22 protein-coding genes are annotated in these 22,781 nt (G+C 62.3%); 9 read left to right on the forward strand and 13 right to left on the reverse strand.

The features are described from left to right. Genes BMX59_RS01960 through BMX59_RS01970 form a run of 3 tightly spaced genes read right to left on the reverse strand, consistent with a single transcriptional unit; the run spans position 1 to position 2,201 of the window. Positions 1 to 327, reverse strand: coding sequence for a DUF3325 domain-containing protein (locus BMX59_RS01960; RefSeq protein WP_092240936.1), 327 nt, complete (start codon positions 325 to 327; stop codon positions 1 to 3). After that, positions 328 to 1,902: a PepSY-associated TM helix domain-containing protein gene (locus tag BMX59_RS01965; protein WP_093119596.1), complete on the reverse strand. Its 1,575-nt coding sequence runs from the start codon at positions 1,900 to 1,902 to the stop codon at positions 328 to 330. Next, the gene (locus BMX59_RS01970) at positions 1,899 to 2,201 is read right to left on the reverse strand and encodes a DUF3649 domain-containing protein (RefSeq protein ID WP_071488626.1); all 303 of its coding nucleotides are present in this window, start codon (positions 2,199 to 2,201) and stop codon (positions 1,899 to 1,901) included. The genes BMX59_RS01965 and BMX59_RS01970 overlap by 4 nt, the downstream gene beginning before the upstream one ends. 170 nt (positions 2,202 to 2,371) lie before the next feature. On the opposite strand from BMX59_RS01970, the gene BMX59_RS01975 reads away from it, so the two are divergent. The 3 genes from BMX59_RS01975 to fecA all read left to right on the forward strand — a co-directional run bounded on the left by BMX59_RS01975 (position 2,372) and on the right by fecA (position 6,226). Next, complete coding sequence (locus BMX59_RS01975; RefSeq protein ID WP_071488625.1) at positions 2,372 to 2,860, forward strand: sigma-70 family RNA polymerase sigma factor; 489 nt, start codon at positions 2,372 to 2,374, stop codon at positions 2,858 to 2,860. Beyond that, entirely contained in the window at positions 2,857 to 3,798 is a 942-nt protein-coding gene (locus tag BMX59_RS01980; protein ID WP_093119598.1) for a FecR domain-containing protein, read from the forward strand. The genes BMX59_RS01975 and BMX59_RS01980 overlap by 4 nt, the downstream gene beginning before the upstream one ends. A 91-nt stretch (positions 3,799 to 3,889) precedes the next feature. Continuing rightward, on the forward strand, positions 3,890 to 6,226 hold the full coding sequence (gene fecA / locus BMX59_RS01985) for a TonB-dependent Fe(3+) dicitrate receptor FecA (RefSeq protein WP_092240930.1): 2,337 nt from the start codon (positions 3,890 to 3,892) through the stop codon (positions 6,224 to 6,226). On the opposite strand, the gene BMX59_RS01990 is transcribed toward fecA, so the two are convergent. Further along, positions 6,223 to 7,095 (reverse strand): LysR family transcriptional regulator, encoded by an 873-nt coding sequence (locus BMX59_RS01990; protein ID WP_093119601.1) that lies wholly within the window; start codon positions 7,093 to 7,095, stop codon positions 6,223 to 6,225. The two genes, fecA and BMX59_RS01990, sit on opposite strands and share 4 nt — an antisense overlap. A 105-nt stretch (positions 7,096 to 7,200) precedes the next feature. Here BMX59_RS01990 and BMX59_RS01995 point away from each other — a divergent pair, with 105 nt between their 5' ends. Continuing rightward, complete coding sequence (locus tag BMX59_RS01995; RefSeq protein WP_093119603.1) at positions 7,201 to 8,712, forward strand: MFS transporter; 1,512 nt, start codon at positions 7,201 to 7,203, stop codon at positions 8,710 to 8,712. A 51-nt stretch (positions 8,713 to 8,763) separates the two neighbouring features. Here the strand turns inward: BMX59_RS01995 and BMX59_RS02000 are convergent, their stop codons facing one another. Then, positions 8,764 to 9,174: an HPF/RaiA family ribosome-associated protein gene (locus BMX59_RS02000; RefSeq protein WP_092240924.1), complete on the reverse strand. Its 411-nt coding sequence runs from the start codon at positions 9,172 to 9,174 to the stop codon at positions 8,764 to 8,766. 212 nt (positions 9,175 to 9,386) lie between these two features. Beyond that, complete coding sequence (locus BMX59_RS02005) at positions 9,387 to 10,334, reverse strand: LysR substrate-binding domain-containing protein (protein ID WP_092240922.1); 948 nt, start codon at positions 10,332 to 10,334, stop codon at positions 9,387 to 9,389. A gap of 137 nt (positions 10,335 to 10,471) precedes the next feature. On the opposite strand from BMX59_RS02005, the gene BMX59_RS02010 reads away from it, so the two are divergent. After that, entirely contained in the window at positions 10,472 to 11,848 is a 1,377-nt protein-coding gene (locus tag BMX59_RS02010; protein ID WP_093119606.1) for an L-serine ammonia-lyase, read from the forward strand. 334 nt (positions 11,849 to 12,182) lie between these two features. Continuing rightward, entirely contained in the window at positions 12,183 to 12,497 is a 315-nt protein-coding gene (locus BMX59_RS02015) for a DUF3509 domain-containing protein (RefSeq protein WP_093119609.1), read from the forward strand. On the opposite strand, the gene BMX59_RS02020 is transcribed toward BMX59_RS02015, so the two are convergent. Continuing rightward, positions 12,494 to 12,982: a phosphate-starvation-inducible protein PsiE gene (locus tag BMX59_RS02020; protein ID WP_058427808.1), complete on the reverse strand. Its 489-nt coding sequence runs from the start codon at positions 12,980 to 12,982 to the stop codon at positions 12,494 to 12,496. The genes BMX59_RS02015 and BMX59_RS02020 overlap by 4 nt on opposite strands. Positions 12,983 to 13,230: 248 nt before the next feature. On the opposite strand from BMX59_RS02020, the gene BMX59_RS02025 reads away from it, so the two are divergent. Then, a complete protein-coding gene (locus BMX59_RS02025; protein WP_003171979.1) occupies positions 13,231 to 13,491 on the forward strand; it encodes a YebG family protein in 261 nt (86 codons plus the stop codon). 54 nt (positions 13,492 to 13,545) lie between these two features. Here BMX59_RS02025 and BMX59_RS02030 read toward each other — a convergent pair whose 3' ends face one another. Then, complete coding sequence (locus BMX59_RS02030; RefSeq protein ID WP_071488616.1) at positions 13,546 to 14,565, reverse strand: Glu/Leu/Phe/Val dehydrogenase family protein; 1,020 nt, start codon at positions 14,563 to 14,565, stop codon at positions 13,546 to 13,548. 187 nt (positions 14,566 to 14,752) lie between these two features. Here BMX59_RS02030 and BMX59_RS02035 point away from each other — a divergent pair, with 187 nt between their 5' ends. Further along, positions 14,753 to 15,556, forward strand: a complete 804-nt coding sequence (locus tag BMX59_RS02035) for a SirB1 family protein (RefSeq protein ID WP_093119616.1) — start codon at positions 14,753 to 14,755, stop codon at positions 15,554 to 15,556. 142 nt (positions 15,557 to 15,698) lie between these two features. Here the strand turns inward: BMX59_RS02035 and BMX59_RS02040 are convergent, their stop codons facing one another. The 4 genes from BMX59_RS02040 to hmgA all read right to left on the reverse strand — a co-directional run bounded on the left by BMX59_RS02040 (position 15,699) and on the right by hmgA (position 20,368). Then, positions 15,699 to 17,069, reverse strand: coding sequence for an MFS transporter (locus BMX59_RS02040; protein ID WP_092240914.1), 1,371 nt, complete (start codon positions 17,067 to 17,069; stop codon positions 15,699 to 15,701). Positions 17,070 to 17,146: 77 nt separating this feature from the next. Next, positions 17,147 to 17,782, reverse strand: a complete 636-nt coding sequence (gene maiA, locus BMX59_RS02045; protein WP_093119619.1) for a maleylacetoacetate isomerase — start codon at positions 17,780 to 17,782, stop codon at positions 17,147 to 17,149. Between the two features lie 12 nt (positions 17,783 to 17,794). Continuing rightward, on the reverse strand, positions 17,795 to 19,081 hold the full coding sequence (gene fahA / locus BMX59_RS02050; RefSeq protein WP_092240910.1) for a fumarylacetoacetase: 1,287 nt from the start codon (positions 19,079 to 19,081) through the stop codon (positions 17,795 to 17,797). Between the two features lie 3 nt (positions 19,082 to 19,084). Further along, positions 19,085 to 20,368 carry a homogentisate 1,2-dioxygenase gene (hmgA, locus tag BMX59_RS02055; protein WP_093119623.1) on the reverse strand — a complete coding sequence of 428 codons (1,284 nt, stop codon included), beginning with the start codon at positions 20,366 to 20,368 and terminating at the stop codon, positions 19,085 to 19,087. Positions 20,369 to 20,488: 120 nt separating this feature from the next. Between hmgA and BMX59_RS02060 the strand changes: the two genes are divergently transcribed. Beyond that, entirely contained in the window at positions 20,489 to 21,268 is a 780-nt protein-coding gene (locus tag BMX59_RS02060; RefSeq protein WP_093119626.1) for an IclR family transcriptional regulator, read from the forward strand. A 1-nt stretch (position 21,269) separates the two neighbouring features. On the opposite strand, the gene dacB is transcribed toward BMX59_RS02060, so the two are convergent. Beyond that, the gene (gene dacB, locus BMX59_RS02065) at positions 21,270 to 22,727 is read right to left on the reverse strand and encodes a D-alanyl-D-alanine carboxypeptidase/D-alanyl-D-alanine endopeptidase (RefSeq protein WP_093119629.1); all 1,458 of its coding nucleotides are present in this window, start codon (positions 22,725 to 22,727) and stop codon (positions 21,270 to 21,272) included. Positions 22,728 to 22,781 lie beyond the last annotated feature (54 nt).

Consider the following 22,781-nt stretch of genomic DNA (forward strand, 5'->3'; position numbering starts at 1 on the left):
TCAGAGTGTGGCGAAGGCTGCGACAGGGCTGGCGAGCAGGCCGACACCCGCCAGGATCAGGGCCAGCCTTGGCCGATACGGCAACAGCAGCACCAACAGCAGTGCGCTGAGCATCAACACGGCGCACCACTCCACGAGGCCCTGGCCCCAACCGGAGATGGCCACGGCGGGCCAGATCGACACGGTCAGCAGCAACCACCCGGCCACACGCAAACCCAGGCGCCGGCGAGGCGTGGGTCTACTGTGCAACAGTTCGCCGTGATGACGGTCGGTGGACAAGCACAGCGCAGCAAACCCGGCGTAGCACATCAGCAGTGCAAGCAGCATTCAGTTCGCCTCCTGCTTGAGCGTCAACCCGCGTGTGCGTTCAACCTTGGGCGCAGGCACGGTGCGATGCCGCATCTTCCAGGCGGCCCAGCCGAGGAATATTCCGCTGGCCAGGCACGTCAGGTCGAAGCCGGCCATGGCCCAGTCTCCGGTGGCCAATGAAACGCCCAGGTGATGCGAGGTGGTCAACGCGTTGAGCAATGGAATGGCTATAAACAGCAATGCGCCGACGCTCAACTGCTCGACCCAACCCTGGCGGCCACGCCGCAGGATGGCGTGCAGCAGGCTCAGGCCCCAGGCAATAAAGAAGGTTTGCACTTCCCAGCCGGAACGTTCGGCGAAGGTCACCGGCAGCAGGCGGTTGGCCCAGAAAAACGCCGCGATGGCGATCATCAGGCCGGACATGCTGGCGATGTTGAGTACTTCCACAAGACGCAGTTCAAACGGCATCACATTGCTCTTGAGGTGCTTGAGCTGACGCTTGCCAAGCCAGATGACCAGCCCGGTGCCGATCATCGCCGTGCCCGCCAGCCCGCAGATAAAGTACAACCAGCGCAGCACCGGGCCGGCGAAATGGCCCATGTGCAGGCCGTAGAAACTGCCGCCGATGGCCGCCGGCAGCGACTGCCCGCCGCTCACTCGCAACAGTTCGCCGGTGCTGCCATTGAAGGACACGGTACTGCCGAAATCGTGCACTACGCTGTCGGAACCGGCGCGCAATACATTGACCGAGGCGTTCACATCGCCGGGGTTATTCACCGCCACGCGCCCCACATGCCCGCCCGCCCACTGTGCCCGCGCCTGCTCGTACATCGGCACCAGCGGCAGCAACATGCCTGGCTGGCCCGATGCAGGCGCGTTGTTGGTGTTCGGGAACACCTCGCTGAAAAAGGCGCGGGTGTCGTTGCCATAGGAAGCCAGGATCGGCGCCGGCATCACCATGCTCATGAAGATCACCAGGCTGCTGTAGGTGATCATCAGATGGAAAGGCAGCACCAGCACACCCACCGCGTTGTGCCCGTCGAGCCAGGAACGCTGGCCTTTGCGGGGACGGAAGGTGAAGAAGTCCTTGAAGATTTTCTTGTGGGTGATGATGCCGGTGATCAGCGCGATGAACATTACCATCGCGGCGATGGTCGACAGCCAGCGCCCCCACGGGTGAGGCATTTGCAGTTGGAAGTGGAACCGGTAGAAGAACTCGCCGCCCATGCTTTCACGGGCCTGCACGGCCTGGCCGGTGACGGGGTCGAGGGTTTTCTGGATGAAGTTGCCACGTTTGCCGGGGTCGACTTTGTCCTGCCACATCACCGACAGGCCGGGGTCGCGGCTGTCCGGCAAGGTGATGAACCAGCGTGCGGCGGTGGGTGCGACCTGCTGCAGATAGGTTTGGGCGACGGTGAGGCTGCGTGCATCGTCCAGAGGACGCGCCTGCACTTCGGGCTGCATCCAGTGGCTGATCTCATCCTTGAAATACGACAGGGTGCCTGTCAGGAAAATCGCAAACAGCAGCCAGCCGAAGATCAACCCGGCCCAGGTGTGCAACCAGGCCATGGCCTGACGGAAACCCTCTTTCATACTCGTGTCATCCACAAGCCCACGCCCGCCAGGGTGGCGAACGCCGCACTTGGCAGCAGCACACCGAACCAGGCGCGTGCGGCACTGCGGCAGGCGAAACACCAGAGCACAGCGAGCAGGTAAAACACGAAGGAACTCATCATTCCGGTGATCACCGCATCGGCGCGAGAAGTAGGCAGCCACAGCGCCAGACAGATGCTGGCCAGGGACGCCATCAGGTAACCGCCCACCACGGCAGCCAGCACACGCGAGGTCACGGCGAGACGATAGGAGACAGGCAGCGAGGTTTTGCTTTTCATGCGGGAGGCGCCAGGTTCATCAGCGCGCAATATTAATGATAAATATTCTCATAAGCAAAACAGAACGGATGAATCACCTGTGCGGATGGATTGCCGAAGCCACCCATGCGCCCTACAATGCGAACAATTCTTGTTCTCTAAAGCATGGCGATGCTTGTGGAGTGTCCCCGTTGAGCCCGTCCAACACCGTCGAAGTTTTGTACACCGACCATCACCACTGGCTCACCGGCTGGTTGCGACGCAAGCTCGGCTGCCCGGAAAGCGCCGCCGACCTGGCCCAGGACACCTTCATGCGCGTGCTCACCGCGCGGGAAACGCCCACCCTGGTCGAGCCCCGCGCGTTTCTCACTACGGTTGCCAAGCGCGTGCTGTTCAACTTCTACCGCCGCCAAGACCTGGAACGCGCCTACCTCGATGCCCTGGCACACATGCCCGAACACGTGGCGCCATCGGAAGAAGAACGCGCAATCATCCTGCAAACCCTGGTCGAGCTGGACCAACTGCTCGACGGCCTGCCGGTGCAGGTCAAGCGCGCCTTCCTGCTGGCGCAACTGGATGGGCTGACCTACGCGCAAATCGGCGCGGAGCTTGGGATTTCCATCGCCACCGTCAAACGTCACCTGACCAAAGCGGCCATGCGCTGCTATTTCGCCCTATGAACTTCTCCACTCAAGTCGCCGAACAGGCCGTGCATTGGCTGATGGAAATGCAGCAAGGTGGACTCAACCCTCGCCAGCAGGCTGCCTGGCAACACTGGCTGAACGCCCACAGCGAACACCAGCGCGCCTGGGACCACATGCAACGCGTCAACCAGCGCCTGCGCGGCATGCCCTCGCCCCTTGCCCATGCGGCGTTGAACGCGCCAACCTCCACCAGCCGCCGCCAGGCGCTCAAGTTGCTGTTGATCCTCGGCGCCGGTTCGGCCGCCGCCTGGGGCCTGCGCCAGCAACATATCCTGCCGCCGCTGAGCGCCGACTACCGCAGCCCCATCGGCCAACGCCGCAAGGTGCAATTGGCCGATGGCAGCCAGTTGCAACTCAATACCGGCAGCGCGGTGGATGTGCACTTCGATGGCAGGCAACGACTGATCCGCCTGCTTGAAGGCGAAATCCTGCTGACCGGTATCGCCGGCAACACACCGCTTAACGTGTTGACCGGCCAGGGTCTACTTACCAGCCAGGCCGCACGCATGAACGTGCGTCAGTTCAACGACCACACCCAGTTGGCGGTATTCAATGGCCGCGTCGAGGTAATGCCCAACACCTACAGCGGCCTGCCGCTGACGGTTGAGGCCGCGCGCCAGGTCAACTTCACCCGCAAAGGCTGGGACACCCCGCGCCCTAGCGACGCCAACAGCGGCGCCTGGGCCGACGGCATGCTGGTCGCAGCTCACATGCGCCTGGAAGATTTCCTCGGCGAACTCGGCCGTTATCGTCGTGGCCAGGTCAATTGCGACCCACAGGTGGCCAACCTGCTGATCTCCGGCAGCTACCCGCTGGACGACAGCGAACGGATTCTGGACCTGCTGGAAGTGAGCCTGCCGGTGAAAGTGCGGCGCTTCACGCGGTATTGGGTGACGGTGCAGGCACGCGCCTGAAATTAATTCAAAACACTGTGAGCCGTTTTCCACACCTCGCGTGACAGAGAAGGAAAGCCCCCTTGATCCTTCCTTCTCAGGACCGCTCTTCATGCCCCAGCAACCCACGCTTCTCGCCCGCACCCTGCGCCAGTTCCTACTTGGCGCCAGCCTGAGTCTTACGGTACTGCCACACGCCATGGCGGCCGATGCCAAGCCGTATCACATCGCGCCGACTTCGCTGGAAGCGGCGTTGAATCAATTCGGACGTGAAGCGGGTGTGCTGATTTCCTTCGGTTCGCAAGTCACCGCAGGCATGCAGAGTCGTGGCTTGTCCGGTAACTATGGCGCCGCCGACGGCCTGCAGAAACTGCTGGAAGGCACCGGCCTGCAAGCCCGCGCCGAAGGCGACAATGCCTACAGCCTGCAACCGGCCAATGCACCGACCACTATTGAGTTGGGCACCTCCAGCGTGGTCGGCGACTGGCTCGGCGACGCAGCGCAAACCAATGTGTTCGAACACCCCGGCGCCCGAGATGTGATCCGCCGCGAAGAGTTCGAACGCCAGGGCGCCACCCAGGCCAGGGACGTGCTCAATCGCATCCCCGGCGTCAACGCCCCGGACAACAACGGCACCGGCAGCCACGACATGGCGCTGAACTTCGGTATTCGCGGCCTCAACCCGCGCCTGGCCTCGCGCTCCACGGTGCTGATGGACGGTATTCCGGTGCCGTTTGCGCCGTACGGCCAACCACAACTGTCGTTTGCGCCGATCAGCATGGGCAACATGGATGCCGTCGACGTGGTGCGTGGCGGCGGCGCCGTGCGCTACGGCCCGCAGAACGTCGGTGGCGTGGTCAACTTCGTGACCCGGGCGATCCCGGATGCGCCCACGGTCAAGGGCGGCCTGCAGACCGAAACCAGCCCGTCCTCCAGCCATGACGGCTTCAAGACCACCGGCAACCTGCTGGCCGGCGGCACGGCCGACAATGGCCTGGGCGGTGCGCTGCTGTACTCCGGCACCCGTGGCGGCGACTGGCGCGAGAACAGCAACACGCGCATCGATGACCTGATCCTCAAGGGCAAATACCAGCTCGACGACGCCAACAGCTTCAACGCCATGGCGCAGTACTACGAAGGCCAGGCCGATATGCCTGGGGGGTTGAACGTTGCGGACTACAAGGCCGATCCATACCAGTCCACCCGCCCCTACGACAAGTTCTGGGGCCGCCGTACGATGTTCAACGTCGGCTATCGCTATGAGCAGGACCGTCGCGAATTCACCGTGAACAGCTTCTTCACCAAGACCTTGCGCAGCGGTTATCTGGACCAAGGCACCTTCCTCTCGCTGTCCCCGCGCGAGTACTGGGTGCGTGGCATCGAGACCCGCTTCGCCCAAGGCTTTGATGTGGGCCCGACCAGCCACGAAGTAGGCGTCGGCTACCGCTACATCAACGAGGCCGGCCACGAGCTGCGCTATCGCACGCCGATTGCCGCCAACCAGCAGATTCCCACTACCAACAGCCGCAACGACCGCGACACCCGTGGCGGCACCGAAGCCAATGCATTCTTCATCGACGACCGGATCGATATCGGCAAGTGGACCATCACCCCGGGCGTGCGCTACGAGATGATCGAGTCCCAGCAGACCAACAACCTGAGCAACGTCAAATACAAGGGTGACTACAACACCGCGCTGCCGGCACTGAACGTGCTCTACCACCTCACCGACAGCTGGAACCTCTATGCCAACACCGAAGGTTCGTTCGGCAGCGTGCAGTACAGCCAGATGCCCAACCGCGTGACCAGCGGCGAAGTGAAACCGGAAAAAGCCCGCACCTGGGAACTGGGTACCCGTTACGACGACGGCACCTTGCGTGCCGAGATCGGCGCGTTCCTGATCAACTTCGACAACCAGTACGAAAGCAACCAGACCAACGACTCGGTTATTGCCCGTGGCGAAACCCGCCACCAGGGTATCGAGACCAGCGTCAACTACGCGCTCGATGGCTTGAGCCCGGCGCTGGCCGGGTTTGATGTGTACGCCACTTACGCCTACGTCGACGCCACCATCCGCGAGGACGGCCCGAACAAAGGCAACCGCGTGCCCTTCTCGTCCAAGCACAAAGGCACCCTTGGCGTGGGTTACACCGAAGGCCGCTGGAAACTCAACCTGGACAGCAGCTACCAGAGCAGCCAGTTCGCCGACAACGCCAACACCCAGGCCGAAAGTGCCGACGGTGCCAACGGACGTATCCCGGGCTATATGTTGTTCAGCAGCCGTGCCGCCTACGACTTCGGCCCGCAGTTGTCGGATTTGAACGTGGCGGTGGGGGTGAAAAACATCTTCAACAAGCAGTACTACACGCGCTCGTTCGACGATAACAACAAGGGCAAATACGTCGGCGAGCCGCGCACGGTGTACGTACAGACCTCGATTGCGTTCTAACTGCCCGCCAGGCAACTGGGAGTGGCCGCGACCAGGGCGTCGATGGCGCAGCGGGTCTTGGCCGGCATATGCGCGGCGGTCGGCCAGATCACGTGGATCGGCGAGGGTTGCTCACGGTAGGCGGGCAACACCGCTTCCAACTGCCCGCGCAGCACATAGTGTGCAATCAACCAACTGGGCAACCAGGCCAGGCCGACGCCCGCGATAGCAGCGTCCGCCACGGCCTGGAGGTCATCCAGCACCAACGGCGATACGACCCGCGAACGGTGCGGGGTGTTGCTGCGGTAGGCAATGCCGCGGTGGCCGGCAAGGTCATCCGTCGATTCAATCCGTCCCACCCGCTGCAAGTACGCCGGTGAAGCGGCCAGCCCCACGGACTGTTCGCCCAGGCGCCGTGCACTCAAGCGTTCGGTGTCAGGCAAAGCACCGATTCGCACGGCGATATCGAAGCCTTCCTGCACCAGGTCGGTGATACGGTCAGCAAAACACACCTCGATCTCCAGTTGCGGGTAACGGTCCATCAACCCCCATAACGCGGGCGCCGCATAGTGATGCCCGAAGGCCAGCGGCACGCTGGCGCGCAGCCGGCCGCGTGGCAACTGCCGGCCACTCTCCAGCACCGATTCGGCGGCTTCGAGTTCGGCCAGTGCGCGCAGGCAATGCTCGTAGTAAGCCTGCCCGTCTTCCGTCAGACGCTGGCGGCGAGTGGAGCGCTGCAACAGGCAAGTCCCCAGCCGCGCCTCCAGCCGCGCCAGACCCTTGCCCACCGCCGAGCGCGTCAGGTTCAGGCGTTCGGCGGCTTCCGTCAGGTTGCCGCTTTCGACGATCTGCAGAAAGAGTTCAATGCCATCGAAACGCGCAGTGGCCATGATTTTATTGTCGCCCTTGATTCCCCTGTTGACGGAAAACTTATCACGAATAAAGAAACAGATTCCCCTGAAAATCTAACGGCCCCTCGACCTCAGGAGAATCCCATGCCACCCGCCGCCACCTTATCGGCCATCAACCCACCTCGCACCGCCAGAAACGGCCTCGCCCTCACCGCCGTGTGCCTCGTCGCCCTGATGTTCGGCCTGGAAATCTCCAGCGTGCCGGTGATCCTGCCCACGCTGGAGCAGCAATTGGGCACAGGCTTCCAGGATGCCCAATGGATCATGAATGCCTACACCCTGGCCTGCACCAGCGTATTGATGGCAGCCGGTAGCCTGGCGGACCGTTTTGGCCGCAAGCGCATACTGGTGCTGTGCCTATGGTTGTTCGGACTGGCTTCGCTGGCGTGTGGGTTGGCGAACGATGCACCGACGCTGATTGCCGCGCGCTTCGTCCAGGGCGTGGGCGCCGGGGCGATGATGATCTGCCAGTTCGCGATTCTGTCGCACCTGTTTCGCGAACCGGCGGCGCGGGCACGGGCGTTCGCAATCTGGGGTGTAATCGCCGGCGTGGGCCTGGGCTTCGGGCCGATGGTGGGGGCGTTGATCCTGGCAGTAGCGGACTGGCGCTGGGTGTTCCTGGTGCATGTACCGCTCACCCTGTTCACCCTGGTGCTGTTGCATGTCAGCGTGCAGGAGTCCCGTGACCCGGCCGGCCATCGCCTGGACATCGCCGGTATGCTCACCTTGACGCTGTCGGTGTTCGCGCTGGTCTATTTCATCACCCAGGGCACCGAGAACGGTTTTGGCACACCGGTCATGCTCGGCTGGGCGGGACTGACGGTGGCCGGGTTGCTGTTGTTCATCGTCGTTGAACGACGCAGCGCCCACCCGATGTTCGACTTCTCGGTATTGCGCATCCAGCGCTTCAATGGCGCCTTGATGGGCTCGATCGGCATGAATTTCAGCTTCTGGCCGTTCATGATCTACCTGCCGTTGTATTTCCAGGCCGGCCTGGGCTACGACACCCTGACCAGCGGCGGCGCCCTGCTCGCCTACACCCTGCCCACACTGCTGGTACCGCCGCTGGCTGAGCGCCTGGCCCTGCGCTATGGCGCCGAGCGCATCATTCCGTTGGGCCTGGGCTTGATGGGTGTAGGTTTCCTGGCCATGGCCGCTGCCAATGGGGTGGCGCAACCCAGTATCCTGCTGATCCTGGGCACTTGCATCATTGCCGGCACAGGCCTGGCGCTGACCAACTCCCCCACCACCAACACCACGACCGGCTCGGTGTCGGCGGACCGCGCCGGCATGGCCTCGGGCATCGACCTCAGCGCACGGCTGATTACCCTGGCGCTCAACATCGCGTTGATGGGGCTGGTGCTGTTGCTGGGGATCAGCGATCAACTGGCCGGTGTGCTGCCCGAAACCACGGCGCTGGATTGGCCGGGCATCAGCCAGAACATTGCGGCCGGCAAGCTCGATGTACCGGCGTTGAACGCCGCGCAGGCCCAGGCCGCACTGCGCCACGGTGCCGGCTGGGCGATGCTGTTTGCAGGGTTGGGTGCGTGTGGGCTGGCGCTATCGAGCCGGTACTTTTTCCGACGCGGACAGTAAATGAAAACGGGCCTGCAGTTGCAGGCCCGTTTGTAGGGGGGTGAAAATCGGTCAGCCGTTAATGACAGCGTTTTCGTTTTCCAGGAATTCCTCTTCCAACGCGTCTTCATTCACTTTATTGATTGGCTGGTTTTTCGCGGCAGCGCGTGGCTTGCCTTGCAGTTTGCCAAACAGATGTTCCAACGCATGGTCCAGCTTGGTCGCCGCACCGTCGATGGCCTGTTCCAGCGTATCGGCCTTATGCAGCACCGACAGTGGCTGATGGCCTTTTGGCCGCGCTTCCAGGCGGCAACTCAAATCGTGGGGACCGGGCTTGTCGCCGTTCTCATCCCGCAGGTAGACCTCCACTCGGGTCAGGTCTTCTTCGTAACGTTCGAGCGTGCTCTCAATGGTAGTACGTACCCACTCCTCCAGTCGGATGCTGCTTTCAATATGGTTATCGCTATTGACTTGGATTTGCATAGTTCTTCCCTTATTTCAGCTAGCTCGCGAGAGGTCACAACTGCGACACCGGGGCGGTGAAACCATGACCTCTTGATTACACAATTGAGCAGTCCGCAGAACAATTCAACCCCTTTGCAAAGATAAATCCTACATTACAAATTAAGCCTGACGACGAGCAAAAACGCTGTTAGGGTGGGGAGTTAGTTACATCTTCTTACGTGCAATCAACCTTACAGTTGCCCCTCACCCAACGGGTGCAATCCGCGAAAGATCTCCGCCTCCTCCACCAGCCAATCATGTACCGCACGCACGCCCGGATGGCTCAGCGCACCCGGCGCATACAGCAGTACGTAGCGTTTATGGTTAGGCACGGCCAGGCCGAAGGGCACGATCAAGGTGCCGCGCTCCAATTCATCGTTGAGCAAGGTGCGGCGTGCGATGGCCACGCCCATGCCGGCGATGGCGGCTTCGATGGTCAGGTGGTTGCGGTTGAAGGTGTGGCCACGGCGCACATCGGCGTCGTGGTAGCCGATGGCATTCAAGTAAAACTCCCACTCCGCATACTCATAACTGCCACGCCAGGCGGTGATGTCATGCAGCAGCGGGAAATGCACCAGGTCGGCCGGCCCATGCAACGGTGGGCGACCGCGTAGCAGGCTCGGCGCGCACACCGGGAAGATCTGCTCGTCGAGCAAGGCGGTGGATAACAGGCCGGGGTAGCTGCCGTCGTTCAAGTCGACGGCCAGGTCGAAGTCGCCCTCATGCAAGGCGATGCTGCTGTCCTCGGCGACCATACGCAATTGGATATCCGGAAAGCGCTGCTGCAAACGCGGTAACCGAGGGGTCAGCCACTTGCCGAGAAACGACGGGATCGAGCGCAGGCGCAGGGTGCCGCTGATCATTCCCGCGTCCAGGCGCTGCAACTCCGCGTCGATGCTGCCATAGGCCTCGCCCACCGTCGCGGCCAAACGTTGCCCCTCGGCACTCAGCTCCACCCCACGGGCGCGTCGATGAAACAGACGAAACCCCAATCGCTCTTCCAACTGGCGGATTTGCTGGCTCACCGCGCCCGGCGTGATGTGCAGTTCTTCGGCGCAACGGGTGAACGACAGGTGCCGCGCAGCACAGGAAAAAACGTGCAGCCAGACATACGTCTGGCCATGGAGGGGCCGGATCATAGCGTTTAGTCCTGCTAAAGGGTGTCTTAGGATAATTCGTTGGTCAGTGCCGTGCCAGAGGCTCAGTATCGCGCCAATTGCGCTCGTCCTACAAAACATGGCAGCGATTCCTACTCCATTGCTTGTAAGGGTTTAGCATGGCTATCAGTGTTTTTGATCTATTCAAAGTGGGCATCGGCCCTTCCAGCTCCCATACCGTCGGCCCCATGCGCGCGGCGGCGACCTTTGCCCAAGCCCTGATCGACCAACGATTGTTGAGCGGCACCCGCCGCGTGGAAGTACGCTTGTATGGCTCGCTGTCCGCCACCGGTGTAGGCCATGCCACCGATCGCGCCTGTGTGATGGGCCTGATGGGTGAGTGGCCGGACACCGTCGACCCCACCTCGATCAATGCGCATATCCAGCAACTGCGTGAATCCGGCCGACTGTTACTCGCCGGCCAGCAGGACATTGCCTTCAACTGGCACACCGACCTCCTGCTACTGGACGAAAGCCTGCCCTACCACCCCAACGCCATGTCCCTGCACGCCTACGGTGAAAACGGCCTGCTGAGCGAGCAAACCTATTACTCGGTAGGCGGTGGTTTCATTATCGAAGCCGCCGAAGCCGCCTCCGGCATCGCACCAGCCAGCGATGTGCAATTGCCCTACGACTTCTCCAGCGCTGTCGAACTGCTGGCTTTGTGCAACAAGCACGGCCTGCGGGTTTCCGAACTGATGATGGCCAACGAACGTGCGTGGCGCAGCGACGCCGATATCCGCAGTGGCCTGCTGCATATCTGGTCGGTGATGCGCGAATGCGTGGAGCAAGGCCTGCGCGATGAAGGCATCCTGCCGGGCGGCCTGGATGTGCCACGTCGCGCGGCGAAACTGCACCGCAGCCTGTTGGAAATCGGCAAGCCGAATGTCATCACCTCCACCTTGTCCGCCATGGAATGGGTCAATCTGTTCGCCCTCGCCGTCAACGAAGAAAACGCCGCCGGCGGGCGCATGGTCACAGCGCCGACCAACGGTGCCGCCGGGATCATCCCGGCCGTGCTGCATTACTACATGAAGTTCAACGCCGACGCGTCTGACGACGACGTGGTCAATTTCTTCCTGGCCGCCGCCGCCGTCGGCATCCTCTGCAAGAAAAACGCTTCCATTTCCGGTGCCGAGGTTGGCTGCCAGGGCGAAGTCGGTTCGGCCTGCGCCATGGCAGCCGCCGGCTTGGCCGACGTGCTCGGTGCAACCCCCGAGCAACTGGAAAACGCCGCGGAAATCGGCCTGGAACATAACCTGGGCCTCACCTGCGACCCGGTCGGTGGCCTGGTGCAAGTGCCGTGCATCGAGCGCAACGCCATCGCCGCCGTCAAGGCGATCAACGCCACGCAAATGGCCCTGCGCGGTGACGGCAAGCACTTCATTTCCCTCGACCGGGTGATCCGCACCATGCGCGATACCGGCGCCGATATGCATGACAAATACAAAGAAACTTCACGGGGCGGCCTGGCGGTCAGTTGGGTGGAGTGCTGATTGGCTTGATTGCGCTGTCAGCGATCGTTTTCTCGGGACTGCCCTGAAACAGGTCACCCCACTCAAGCACGACCCAAAACAACGGTGGGAGGGAGATTGCCACCGATAGCGGTCTTCCAGCCAAGTATTCATTGGCTGAAAGTCTGCTATCGAGGGCAAGCCCCCTCCCACATTGGGATACGCGCTCCACACGGCACGGCCTTTGCTGTACAGCTCATGAGGCAAACGGACTTTGTTAAACCTCAACGACGAAGTGGCCGGTGGTCAGGAGACGCGAACTAATCCCGACACCGGTCGTCAATGACTGCATGTTCTTATCAGGCGGTAACACACCATGGACAATCCTTTTCAGATCATCACCGACACCTTCACCCCGCAATACCGCGTCAATCTGAGCATCCAACGCCTGGACGGCAGCATCATGCTGACCCTCTCCAACGAGCAGGGCGTGGTAGCCAAACGCATGATCAGCGCCGAGCAACGCAATGATCCCAAGCGGCTCAAGCGTCTGGTGCAGAGCATCCAGTTCGGCATCGCCATCGAGCAGGGCCACAGCGCCATGGACATCCTCACGGTGATGACGGATGGCGACCACAAACTGCTACAGCGCCCGCCTGCCCGTACCCTGCCCTTCAGCGTCGGGCTTTAAAGCTCGCCCTTCTCGGTTTCCAGGCTCGCCTCGCCCTTGCGACGCGGGCCTTCGACCTTCACGGAAGGGAATGCCGATGAGGCATAGCGCACCACCAGGATCGAGAACGCCAACAGCAGAATCCCACCGCACAGGTAGATGATGCCTACATCCGGCGGGTTGTGATGGGACACGTTGGAGATCAGCAGACGCGTCAGCGCAGTGATTGCCACGTAGATCAGGAAGCGTACCGGCATGTGGTTGGTCTTGAAGTAAATCCCCACCATCGCGCCCAATTCCAGGTAGATGAACAGCAGCAAGATGTCATCGATCTTGATGTGTCCGTTCTCCAGCATCCCCAGAAACTCCATCACCGCCGCCCAGGCCGTCACCGCACCAATGGCGAACAGCGCCAGGTAGTGGAACGACTCGACGAACAGATTGCCCAGGGACTCGGCCAGACCATGTACTTGCTGGCGCAGCCTTTCGGCCCAGTTGATTTTCACGATGATGCTTCCTTAGGTCGACTCGACCGGATAATGCGGGTTGGACGTGACGGTTGTTCTGCATGCAGAAAAAAGGCCAGGGGCAGGTATAAGATGATGGCGGGGTGATATAAGGCACTCCAATCCCGTATTTCCAGACTACATTAAAAAACTGCTACCCAAACCCCACGGTTTGGCTTACCCTTTTCGCTGTATATAAATACAGTAGTCGCAAAACACAACTATCGTGAAGGCATGTGAGGTGGTGAATGGCCGTCGAAGTGGTATACCGCAGCAGCCGAGATCTGGAGCGTTTGTTCATGGATAAAGCCGAAGCTGACCGTCATGACAAGATGCTTGAACTCGCCGAGTTGCTCGCAGAAGTGTTGCAAAAAGCCGTGCCGTCCCTGAGCGAGCAGCAGGTGGAAGAAGCCGGGATCTACATGGCGAAGAACCGCGATGTGTTCGCCAAGGCGTTCAAGAGCCAGCCGGACGCGTTGTCCGAGTTGCTGAACGCGGCGGCGGAATAAAGCCCGAATTGAACAGGCCCTGAATCATTGGTTCAGGGCCTTTTTAATACCTGGCTATTGGTAAAGCAGGCGCTCGGCGAGTTCGTCGGCCACGCGGGCGGGTGAGCGTTTTTCGGCCTGGGCGTGGGCGAAGATTTCGGTGAGGCGCGTGCCGATGTTGGACAGGTGCGCGGTGATGGAAGGGAGCTCTGCGCCGCTGTGCCTGAGGGCGACGTAGATCAGCCCTCCCGAGTTGATCACGTAGTCCGGTGCGTAGAGGATGCCACGCGCCTCCAGTTGATCCGCGTTGTCGAGGTGGGTCAGTTGTGCACTGGCGGAACCGGCCACGGCGGCGCAGCGCAGTTGGCCGACGCTCTGGCGGTTGAACACGGCACCGAGGCCGCAGGGGGCGAGGATGTCGCACGGCGTGCTGAGCAAGGCGTCATTGGCGATGGGGTGTGCGCCCAGTTGCTCCATGGCCAGTTGCACCTTGCCGTGGTCGATGTCGCTCACCAGCAGTTCGGCCCCGGCCGCGTGCAGTTGTTCAGCCAGGGCGAAGCCGACGTTGCCCAGGCCCTGGATGGCGACACGCAAGCCTTCGAGGTTGTCGCTGCCCAGGCGTGCCATGGCGGTGGTGCGGATGCCGGCGAACACGCCCATGGCAGCGTGGGGCGAAGGGTCGCCCGCAGCGGTGGTGCTGGTGACGTAGCGGGTGTGCTGGGCGATGCAGTCCATGTCGGCCACCGAAGTGCCGCTGTCGATGGCGGTGATGTAGCGTCCGTCGAGCTGTTCGATGCAACGTCCAAAGGCTTCAAACAAGGCGGCACGGTTTTCCACATGAGCGGGACGCAGGATCACGGCGGTGCCACCGCCCACCGGCAAACCGGCCAGGGCCGCCTTGTAGCTCATGCCTTGGGCCAGGCGCGCAGCATCTGCCACGGCACTTTCGTCGTCGGGATAGGAGAGGTAGCGACAGCCGCCAAGGGCAGGCCCCAGACGGCTGTTATGGATGGCAATGACCGCCTTCAGCCCGGTGACCGGGTCGACGCTCAAGTGCAGCGATTCAAGGCGGGTGCTGTGCATGAGAGCAAACATCGTCAAGCTCCCGAGTCACTTCTGGTAGTGGGCCAAGTATAGGCTTGCGGTAGAAAACTGCCGGAATACGCTGGAATAAGCCGTTCAATTTCGCAGGACTTGCGACATAAGCGCGCAGGATATTTCCCAAGCCACTGGACGAAAATTCCCAGCAAGGCTAAAACGGGGGCATCCGCCGGAGAACGCAATGAACCCCCGCAAAGCCTTTTTCGCCTGCCTGGAACGCTCCCCACCCGCGCTGTTTGAAGCAGCGTTGTGGATTGCGGCCGAGCATGACCCGGCGGTGCAGCCATCCGTGATCCTGCAGGAGCTGACGCTGCTGCAACAACAGGTGAGCATCGGCATGCCCATGCTGCCGGCGGATGAGCTGGGCCAGCCGCTGCTGCGGCGCCTGAATGACCTTGGGTTTGCCCAGGATGAATTCACCCCGCTGCGCCCCGCCGCCGCCCTGCTGGACAAGGTGTTGCAACGCAAGCGCGGACAACCCCTGGCGATGGGGCTGATCGCCATGGAGCTGGCGCGACGGATGGATATCCCCATGGTCGGCGTGAACTTCCCCGGGCATTTCCTGCTGCGCGTACCCGGCGCCGATCACCTCTTGGACCCATGCGGCGGCCGGCGCCTGTATCCCAATGATTGCCGCGACCTGCTGCAACGCCAGTACGGCCCCAACCTCAAGCTGCAGGCCGACCACCTGCACACCGCCGACCCGCGTTCGATCCTGCAGCGACTGTCCCGCAACCTGCGGCAATTGCACCTGTCCAACGACGCCCCGCTCGAGGCCCTGGTCGACGCCGAACGTGTGCTGGAACTGGGCAATGCCAGCGCCGCCGATTACCTGGCACGGGCCAGCCTGTACCAGCGCCTGGACTGCCCCAACGCCGAGCGCTTCGATCTGGAACACGCGCTGATGCTCAGCGAAGACCCGATCCAGCGCCTGCGCCTGACCGAACGGCTGGGGCATTTGCCGCCCAACTCAGTGGTGCACTGAACCCACGACTTTCAGGAGATTATCTCTTTCTGTGGCGAGCGGGCTTGCCCTGCGTTGGACTGCGTAGCAGGCCCAATTTAGGGGCCGCTTCGCGACCCAGCGCGGGGCAAGCCCGCTCGCCACAGCTAGTTCGCTCGCAGTGTCAGTGATTGGCCGGTGCCTTGAGAATATCGCCGGGCATCGCGCTCTTCGGCCCCCCAGCCCCAGGCGAACGCACCTGGATAATCAACAACGCCGCCACTACCGCCGGTATCGCGCAGAAGAAGAAAATCTGCTCCACCGGGATATGCATCGCCAGCAACATGCTGCCAAACAATGGGCCCAGGATTGAACCAAACCGCCCCACCCCCAACGCCCAGCCCGTCCCCGTGGCGCGCACCTGTGCCGGATAAAAATTGCTGGCAAAGGCATTGAGCGTCAGTTGCCCACCGATGATGCAAAACCCGGCTGCAAACACACAGGCCACCAGGTAACGGGGGTTGTCATGGTTCAGGCCGAGCAGGATGGTGCACACCGCCGCTATCGCCAGCACGCCGGACAACAGCCGCACCTTGCTTTTCAAACGGTCGGCGAACCAGGCCATGCCGATGGCGCCCAAGGTCCCGGCAAACAGGAACATCGAGGTCACCAGGTTGGCTTCTTTCAACGCCAGTCCACTTTCCAGCAGCAGCGACGGCAACCAGCTGATCATGAAGTACAACAGGATCAGGCTGACAAAAAAGGTCGCCCAGATCAGCAGCGTCGGTCGTGCATAACCATTGCGGAACAACTCCACCACCGTCAGTTTGCTGCCCTGCTCCTGTTGGTTTTGCGCCTCGGTGGCCAACGGCGGTTGCCAGCCCGGCAACATCCGCGACGTCACGCTTTGCAGCCGCGCATAAGGCGGAGCGTCGCGCAACAGACGTGGCAAGGATTCCGGCAACAGCCACACCAGAAACGGAAACAGCAGCAACGGCGTCACGCCACCGGCGAGAAACACGGCCTGCCAGCCAAACCCTTCGATGAACCCCGCCGCCACAAACCCGCCTGCCGCGCCGCCGAACGAGAAACCACAAGCCGCCAAAGTCACCATCAATGTGCGCAGGCGTGGAGGGGAATAGTCCGACATCAACGCCATCGCACTCGGCATTGCGCCGCCCATGCCGATGCCACAGATGAATCGGGCGGCCATCAACGTGGTCAGCGAGTTGGCGAACACCATCAGCACAGTCAGGGTGGCGTAGATCAGCACACAGCCGAGCAGGATACGGCGTACCCCGAAACGATCCGCCAGCGGGGTGACCAGCAACGAGCCCAAGGTCAGCCCGAGCAGGTTGGCGCTGAACACCGGGCCAAAGGCAGCCTTCTCCAGCCCCCAGTCCTGGGCCAGCGCCGGCACCACATAACCCAGGACCTGGGCGTCGTAGCCATCGGTCACCAGCAGCAGCGCCAGCAACAGGAGAATCAACCACTGGTAGCGCGACACCGGACGGGCGTCGAGTGCCGCGCGAAAGCTGGCAATCTGATTATGCATCGCAAGGTACCTATTATTTTTATAAGGGTGTTGCAGGTCAAAATGTGGAAGGGGCTTGCACCCTTCCACAGTGTGTCCTAAGGCGTGTCAGGTTGATTGGCGGGGTGTGCTTTCACAAACGCCGGATTCTGCGCCGCCAATGCCGCCACCCGCCCGATGCGCGGGTACGCCGCCAATGGCACCTTGAAGCGTTCCGCCGCATACAACTGGGGAATCAGGAACGTATCGGCCAGCCCCGGCTGCTCGCCAAAACAAAACCCCGTGTCACCGATCAACTGCTCCACCGTACCCAGGCCCTGGCTGATCCAATGGCCGATCCATTCCAGCACTTGCGCCTCGTCATGCCCCCACTGGCGCAGCAGGTTCTGGGTACTGGAATTGTGCAGCGGATGAATATCGCAGCCGATGATCGAGGCCACCGCACGCTCATGGGCGCGGGTCGCCAAGTCCTTGGAGAGCAGCGGTGCCTGTGGATAACGTTCTTCCAGGTATTCGATGATCGCCGGCGACTGAATCAACAGCTCGCCCTCATCGGTGCGCAACGAAGGCACACGGCCCTGCGGATTGATCGCCAGGTACTCCGGCTGGCGATTGGCACCGCCCGCCGGCACCAGCAGGTTGACCGGTACGGCAGTGAAATCCAGGCCCTTGAGCGCCAGGGCAATGCGCACCCGGTACGACGCAGTGGAACGGTAGTAAGTGTAGAGTTCCATCGCCGGGCCCTCCTAGCGCGCCGCGACCACGGTGCCACGGCATTCGCCGAAGCCGATGGAGGCAAAGCCTTCGCGGCGGCAGCGGGCGCGCAGGATGATTTCGTCGCCATCCTCGAGGAACTTGCGCACCTCGCCGGACGGCAACTCGACCGCCTTTTTGCCACCTTCGGTCATTTCCAACAGGCTGCCGAACTGGCCCGCCTGCGGCCCGGACAAGGTGCCCGAACCAAACAGGTCACCGGCCTGCAACTGGCAGCCATTGACGCTGTGGTGCGCCACCAATTGCGCGACAGTCCAGTACATGTGCAGGCTGTTGCTCAGGGCCAGGCGGAATGCCGGCAGGTTCTGTTCGCGCATCGCGGCGGTGGTCAGCAGCACTTCCAATTCGATATCCAGGGCGCCCGCAGCCTGGTCGCGTTTATCCAGCAAGTACGGCAGCGGTTGCGGGTCGCCTTCGGGGCGCGCCGGTTGCGCTGTGCGGAACGGCTCAAGTGCCTCGACCGTGACCACCCACGGTGAGATGGTGGTGATGAAGCTTTTCGACAGGAACGGCCCCAATGGCTGGTATTCCCAGGCCTGGATATCCCGCGCCGACCAGTCATTGAGCAGGCAGAAACCGGCGATGTGGTCCGCCGCGTCACCAATGGCAATCGAATCGCCCATCTCGTTGCCCTGGCCGATCCAGATACCCAGTTCCAACTCATAGTCCAGGCGTGCACACGGGCCGAAGGTCGGTTCGGTCTGGCCGGCCGGCAGTGTCTGGCCCTTGGGACGACGCACGTCGGCGCCCGAGGCGCGGATGGTCGAGGCGCGGCCGTGGTAACCAATCGGCACGTACTTGTAGTTGGGCAGCAGCGGGTTATCGGGACGGAACAGTTTGCCGACGTTCTGCGCGTGCTCGATGCCCACATAGAAGTCGGTGTAGTCGTTGATCTGCGCCGGTACGTGCATCCGGCAATCGGCGGCGCGGTGCAGTACCTGTGCCTCGCGGGTTTGCAATGGGCTGCCTTCGGCCAGCAGTTCCAGCAGACGCTCGCGCAGGGCCACGCGCGGGCCTCGGCCCAGTTCAAAAAATGCGTTCAGTTGACCACCGGCGGTAGCCTCGACGGCGCGGCGGGCATCACCACTGAACTCGTCGATGGCGGCATGCAGATCCAGGATCGAGTCACCAATCGCCACGCCACTGCGTGGCGCACCGCCGTTGATGCTGAACACACCCAGTGGCAGGTTCTGCAAGGGGAAATCGGTGTGACCGTTGGCGGAGGCCACCCAGCTGCGGGTGAGTGTGGGCTGCGTCATGGGTTATCTCCGGTTCGGGTTGAAGGTAGCGGGCAGCGAGGCCCAGCACGCGTCATAAGCAGGTTGCAGTTGCGGGCAGTCCAGGGCGAACTGGGTCGGGCGCAGCACCTGGCTGGTCTCGAACATGAACGCCATGGTGTTATCGATCTTGTGCGGCGCCAGCTCCACGTTGATGGCCTTGGTGCAGGTCTCGCCGTCCGGGCCGTGGGCGCTCATGCAGCTGTGCAGGGATGCGCCCCCCGGCAGGAAGCCTTCGGCCTTGGCGTCGTAGGCACCCTGGATCAGGCCCATGTATTCGTTCATCAGGTTGCGGTGGAACCACGGCGGGCGGAAGGTGTTCTCGGCCACCATCCAGCGCGGCGGGAAGATCACGAAGTCGAGGTTGGCCAGGCCGTGGGTGCTGGTGGGCGAGGTCAATACGGTAAAGATCGACGGGTCCGGGTGATCGAAGCTGACGGTGCCAATCGTGTTGAAACGGCGCAGGTCGTATTTGTACGGCACGTTGTTGCCGTGCCAGGCGACCACGTTGAGTGGGGAATGGTCGAGCTCGCAGGCCCAGAGTTCGCCGAGGAATTTCTGTACCAGCGTCGTCGGTTTCTTCACATCTTCATAGTGCGCAACCGGCGTCAGGAAATCACGCGGATTGGCCAGGCCATTGCTGCCGATGGGGCCCAGGTCCGGCAGGCGCAGGGGTGCGCCATGGTTCTCGGCGACGTAACCGCGCGCTTGCGCGTCCAGCAGCTCGACGCGGAACTTCAGGCCACGAGGCAACACGACGATTTCCAGTGGCCCCACTTCCAACACGCCAAGCTCGGTGGCGATGCGCAGGCGGCCTTGCTCGGGAACGACCAACAACTCGCCGTCGGCGTTGAAGAACACACGCTCCATGGAGCGGTTGGCGCGGTAGTGATGGATGCTGATGCCTGAGGGCTTTTCTGACCCGGAATTAGCCACCATCCCGACCAGCCCGTCGATAAAGTCCGTCGCCTCGCTCGGCATATCCAGCGGGTTCCAGCGCAGGCGATTGGGCGTCACCGCGCCCAGCGGACCACCGGCCAACTGTCGTTCAAGCCTGATAAACGCCGGGTGATTGGCCGACGGCTGGATGCGGTACAGCCAGGTACGCCGGGCTTCGCTGCGGGCCATGGTGAACGCGGTGCCGGAGAACAGTTCGGTGTACAAACCGTAGGGCGCTTTTTGCGGGGAGTTCTGGCCGACGGGCAGTGCGCCGGGCAAGGCTTCGCTGGCGAATTCATTGCCAAAGCCCGACAGGTATTCGAGGTTCATGGATCATCCTCTGCACGGAAGTTGTTTTTATCGTAATCCAGTTACGCATAACGTAATTTGATCACTATCGACCGTCAAGCTATAAAGACGCCCATTCATCTCTCGGATTCTCGTCCCTCCATGGAAAAGCCCCGCGACACCGGTAAACAGAAAGTCCGCTCGGCCGAAGTGGGCACCGATATCCTCAAGGCCCTGGCCGAGTTGTCCCCGGCCACGTCGCTGTCACGCCTGGCCGAACACGTACAGATGCCGGCCAGCAAGGTGCACCGCTACCTGCAGGCGCTGATCGCCTCGGGTTTCGCCGAACAGAACACCGCCACCAACCACTATGGCCTGGGCCGCGAAGCGTTGCGTGTGGGCCTGGCGGCGCTGGGCAGTATGGACGTGCTGAAAGTCGGCGCACTGCCCCTGGCGGAGTTGCGCGATGAATTGAATGAAACCTGCTTTTTGGCGGTGTGGGGCAACCAGGGCGCGACCGTGGTGCAGATCGAACCGGCGGTGCGCGCGGTGACGGTGGTGACGCAATTGGGTTCGGTGCTGCCGTTGCTCAGTTCGTCCACCGGGCTGGTGTTCAGCGCCTTCCTGCCGTCGCGGGAAACCGTGGAGCTGCGCGAACGTGAGATCCAGGCCGGCATCGCCCATGCGTTGGCGGACGACCAAGCCTACGCCATCACCTGCAAACAGATCCGCAGCCGTGGCCTGCACTTTGTGCATGGTTTGTTGATGCCCGGCGTCGATGCGCTGTCCGCACCGGTGTTCAACGCCATCGGCCAAGTCGCGGCAGTGATGACCGTGGTCGGCCCCACCTCGTTGTTCCATGCCGATGAAGACGGCCCGGCGGCGCAGCGCTTGCTGGCGGCGACTCGGGCCGTGAGTTGGCGCATGGGTTATCAGCCCTGAACTAATCGTGCCATTGGGTCAGGGCCAACGCCACGCGGTTCTCCAGGGCGCGGATCGGCGCGGCGCTGCTCAGGTAGTTGTTACTGATCATTGAAAACACCAGGCGCCGGCCCTGGGCGTCGCTGATGTAGCCGCTCAGCGACGACACGCCGGCCATGGAGCCGGTCTTGGCGTGCAGGTTGTTTTGCGCAGGCGTCCCACTCAGGCGATAGCGCAGGCTGCCACCGGTCATGCGGTCCGGGTTGCCGGCAATCGGCAAGGCGTTGTACCAGGCGTCGAACCACGGCTGTCTGGCCGTGGCCAGCAGCAGATCGGTGAGGCCTTGGGAAGACACCAGGTTACGCCGCGACAGGCCCGAACCGTCGACCTGGCTGAGAGTCGTCGGGTCCAGGCCCTGGCGCCGCATGAAGTCCGCCACCGCGGCCACCCCCGCCTGCGCCGTGCCCGCATTGGACGTCTTGCGCCCCATGGCCTTGAGCAAGGCTTCGGACATGTTGTTGTTCGAAAGCTTGAGCAGCGGCGTGATCAGCTCCTGCAATGGCGCCGACTGATGTTCCGCCACGACCTTGGCCGTCGCAGGACTGGCACCGCCGATCACACGACGCCCGAGCACTTGGATGCCTTGCTGCGCCAGTGCTTGCTCAAACAGATTCGCCACCAGTTGCGTCGGCTCCCACACGCTCACCCACTGCCGGCTTTGCTTGCCCGGCGCCAACGCGCCGGTGAGTTGCAGCAGGTTGGTGCCGTGCTGGCGGGTGATGCCGTAATTGTTGCCGGGGCCGCTGACAGCACGGTTGTCCAGTTGCACGTAGTCGGTGGACGGACTCACCAACACGCTGACCGGCTGACCCACCACGGCGGGGGCTTTGGCGGTGACCAGCAACGTGCCCGCATCAAAATCAGAATTGGGTGACACGGTCAGCGCCGAAATTTGCGCGCCGTAGTAGGTGCTTTCGTCGTCCTGGGCCCAATCCACGCCCAGGCGTTCGGCGTCAAAAAAGCTATCGTCGAACACCAGGTCACCCTGGATCTGACGCACGCCCTGGCCGGCAAGCTGTGCCGCCAATGCCTGGTAGTCGGCGAACTGCGTGGTCGGATCGCCCAGGCCCTTGAGGTACAGGTTGCCGCTGAGACGCTCGCCTTGCTGCGTGCCGTCGCTCAACAGTTGCGTGGAAAAACGATACTGCGGCCCCAGCACATCCATCGCCGCTGCGGTGGTGAGCAGCTTGAGATTGGATGCGGGAATCAGGCGGGTTCGCGGGTTGTGTTGATAGAGGGTGCTGCCGCTGCGGGCATCACGCACCATCAGGGACACAGTGGCGCCGTTGAGGGCCGGGTCGGCCATCAACTGGTCGATGATGGTTGGGGTGGACGTCTGGGAAACACTCGCGCAGCCACCCAGCAATAAGCTCAAGCCCAACAGCATCCCGCTGGTGGGTATCCATTTTCCAAAGTACATCAGTAGCGTTTTCCTAAAGCGGTCAGTGGCAGCAACGCTAACAGCTCCCTCCCC

The organism is Pseudomonas sp. NFR09 (assembly GCF_900111535.1).
GTDB lineage: Bacteria > Pseudomonadota > Gammaproteobacteria > Pseudomonadales > Pseudomonadaceae > Aquipseudomonas > Aquipseudomonas extremorientalis.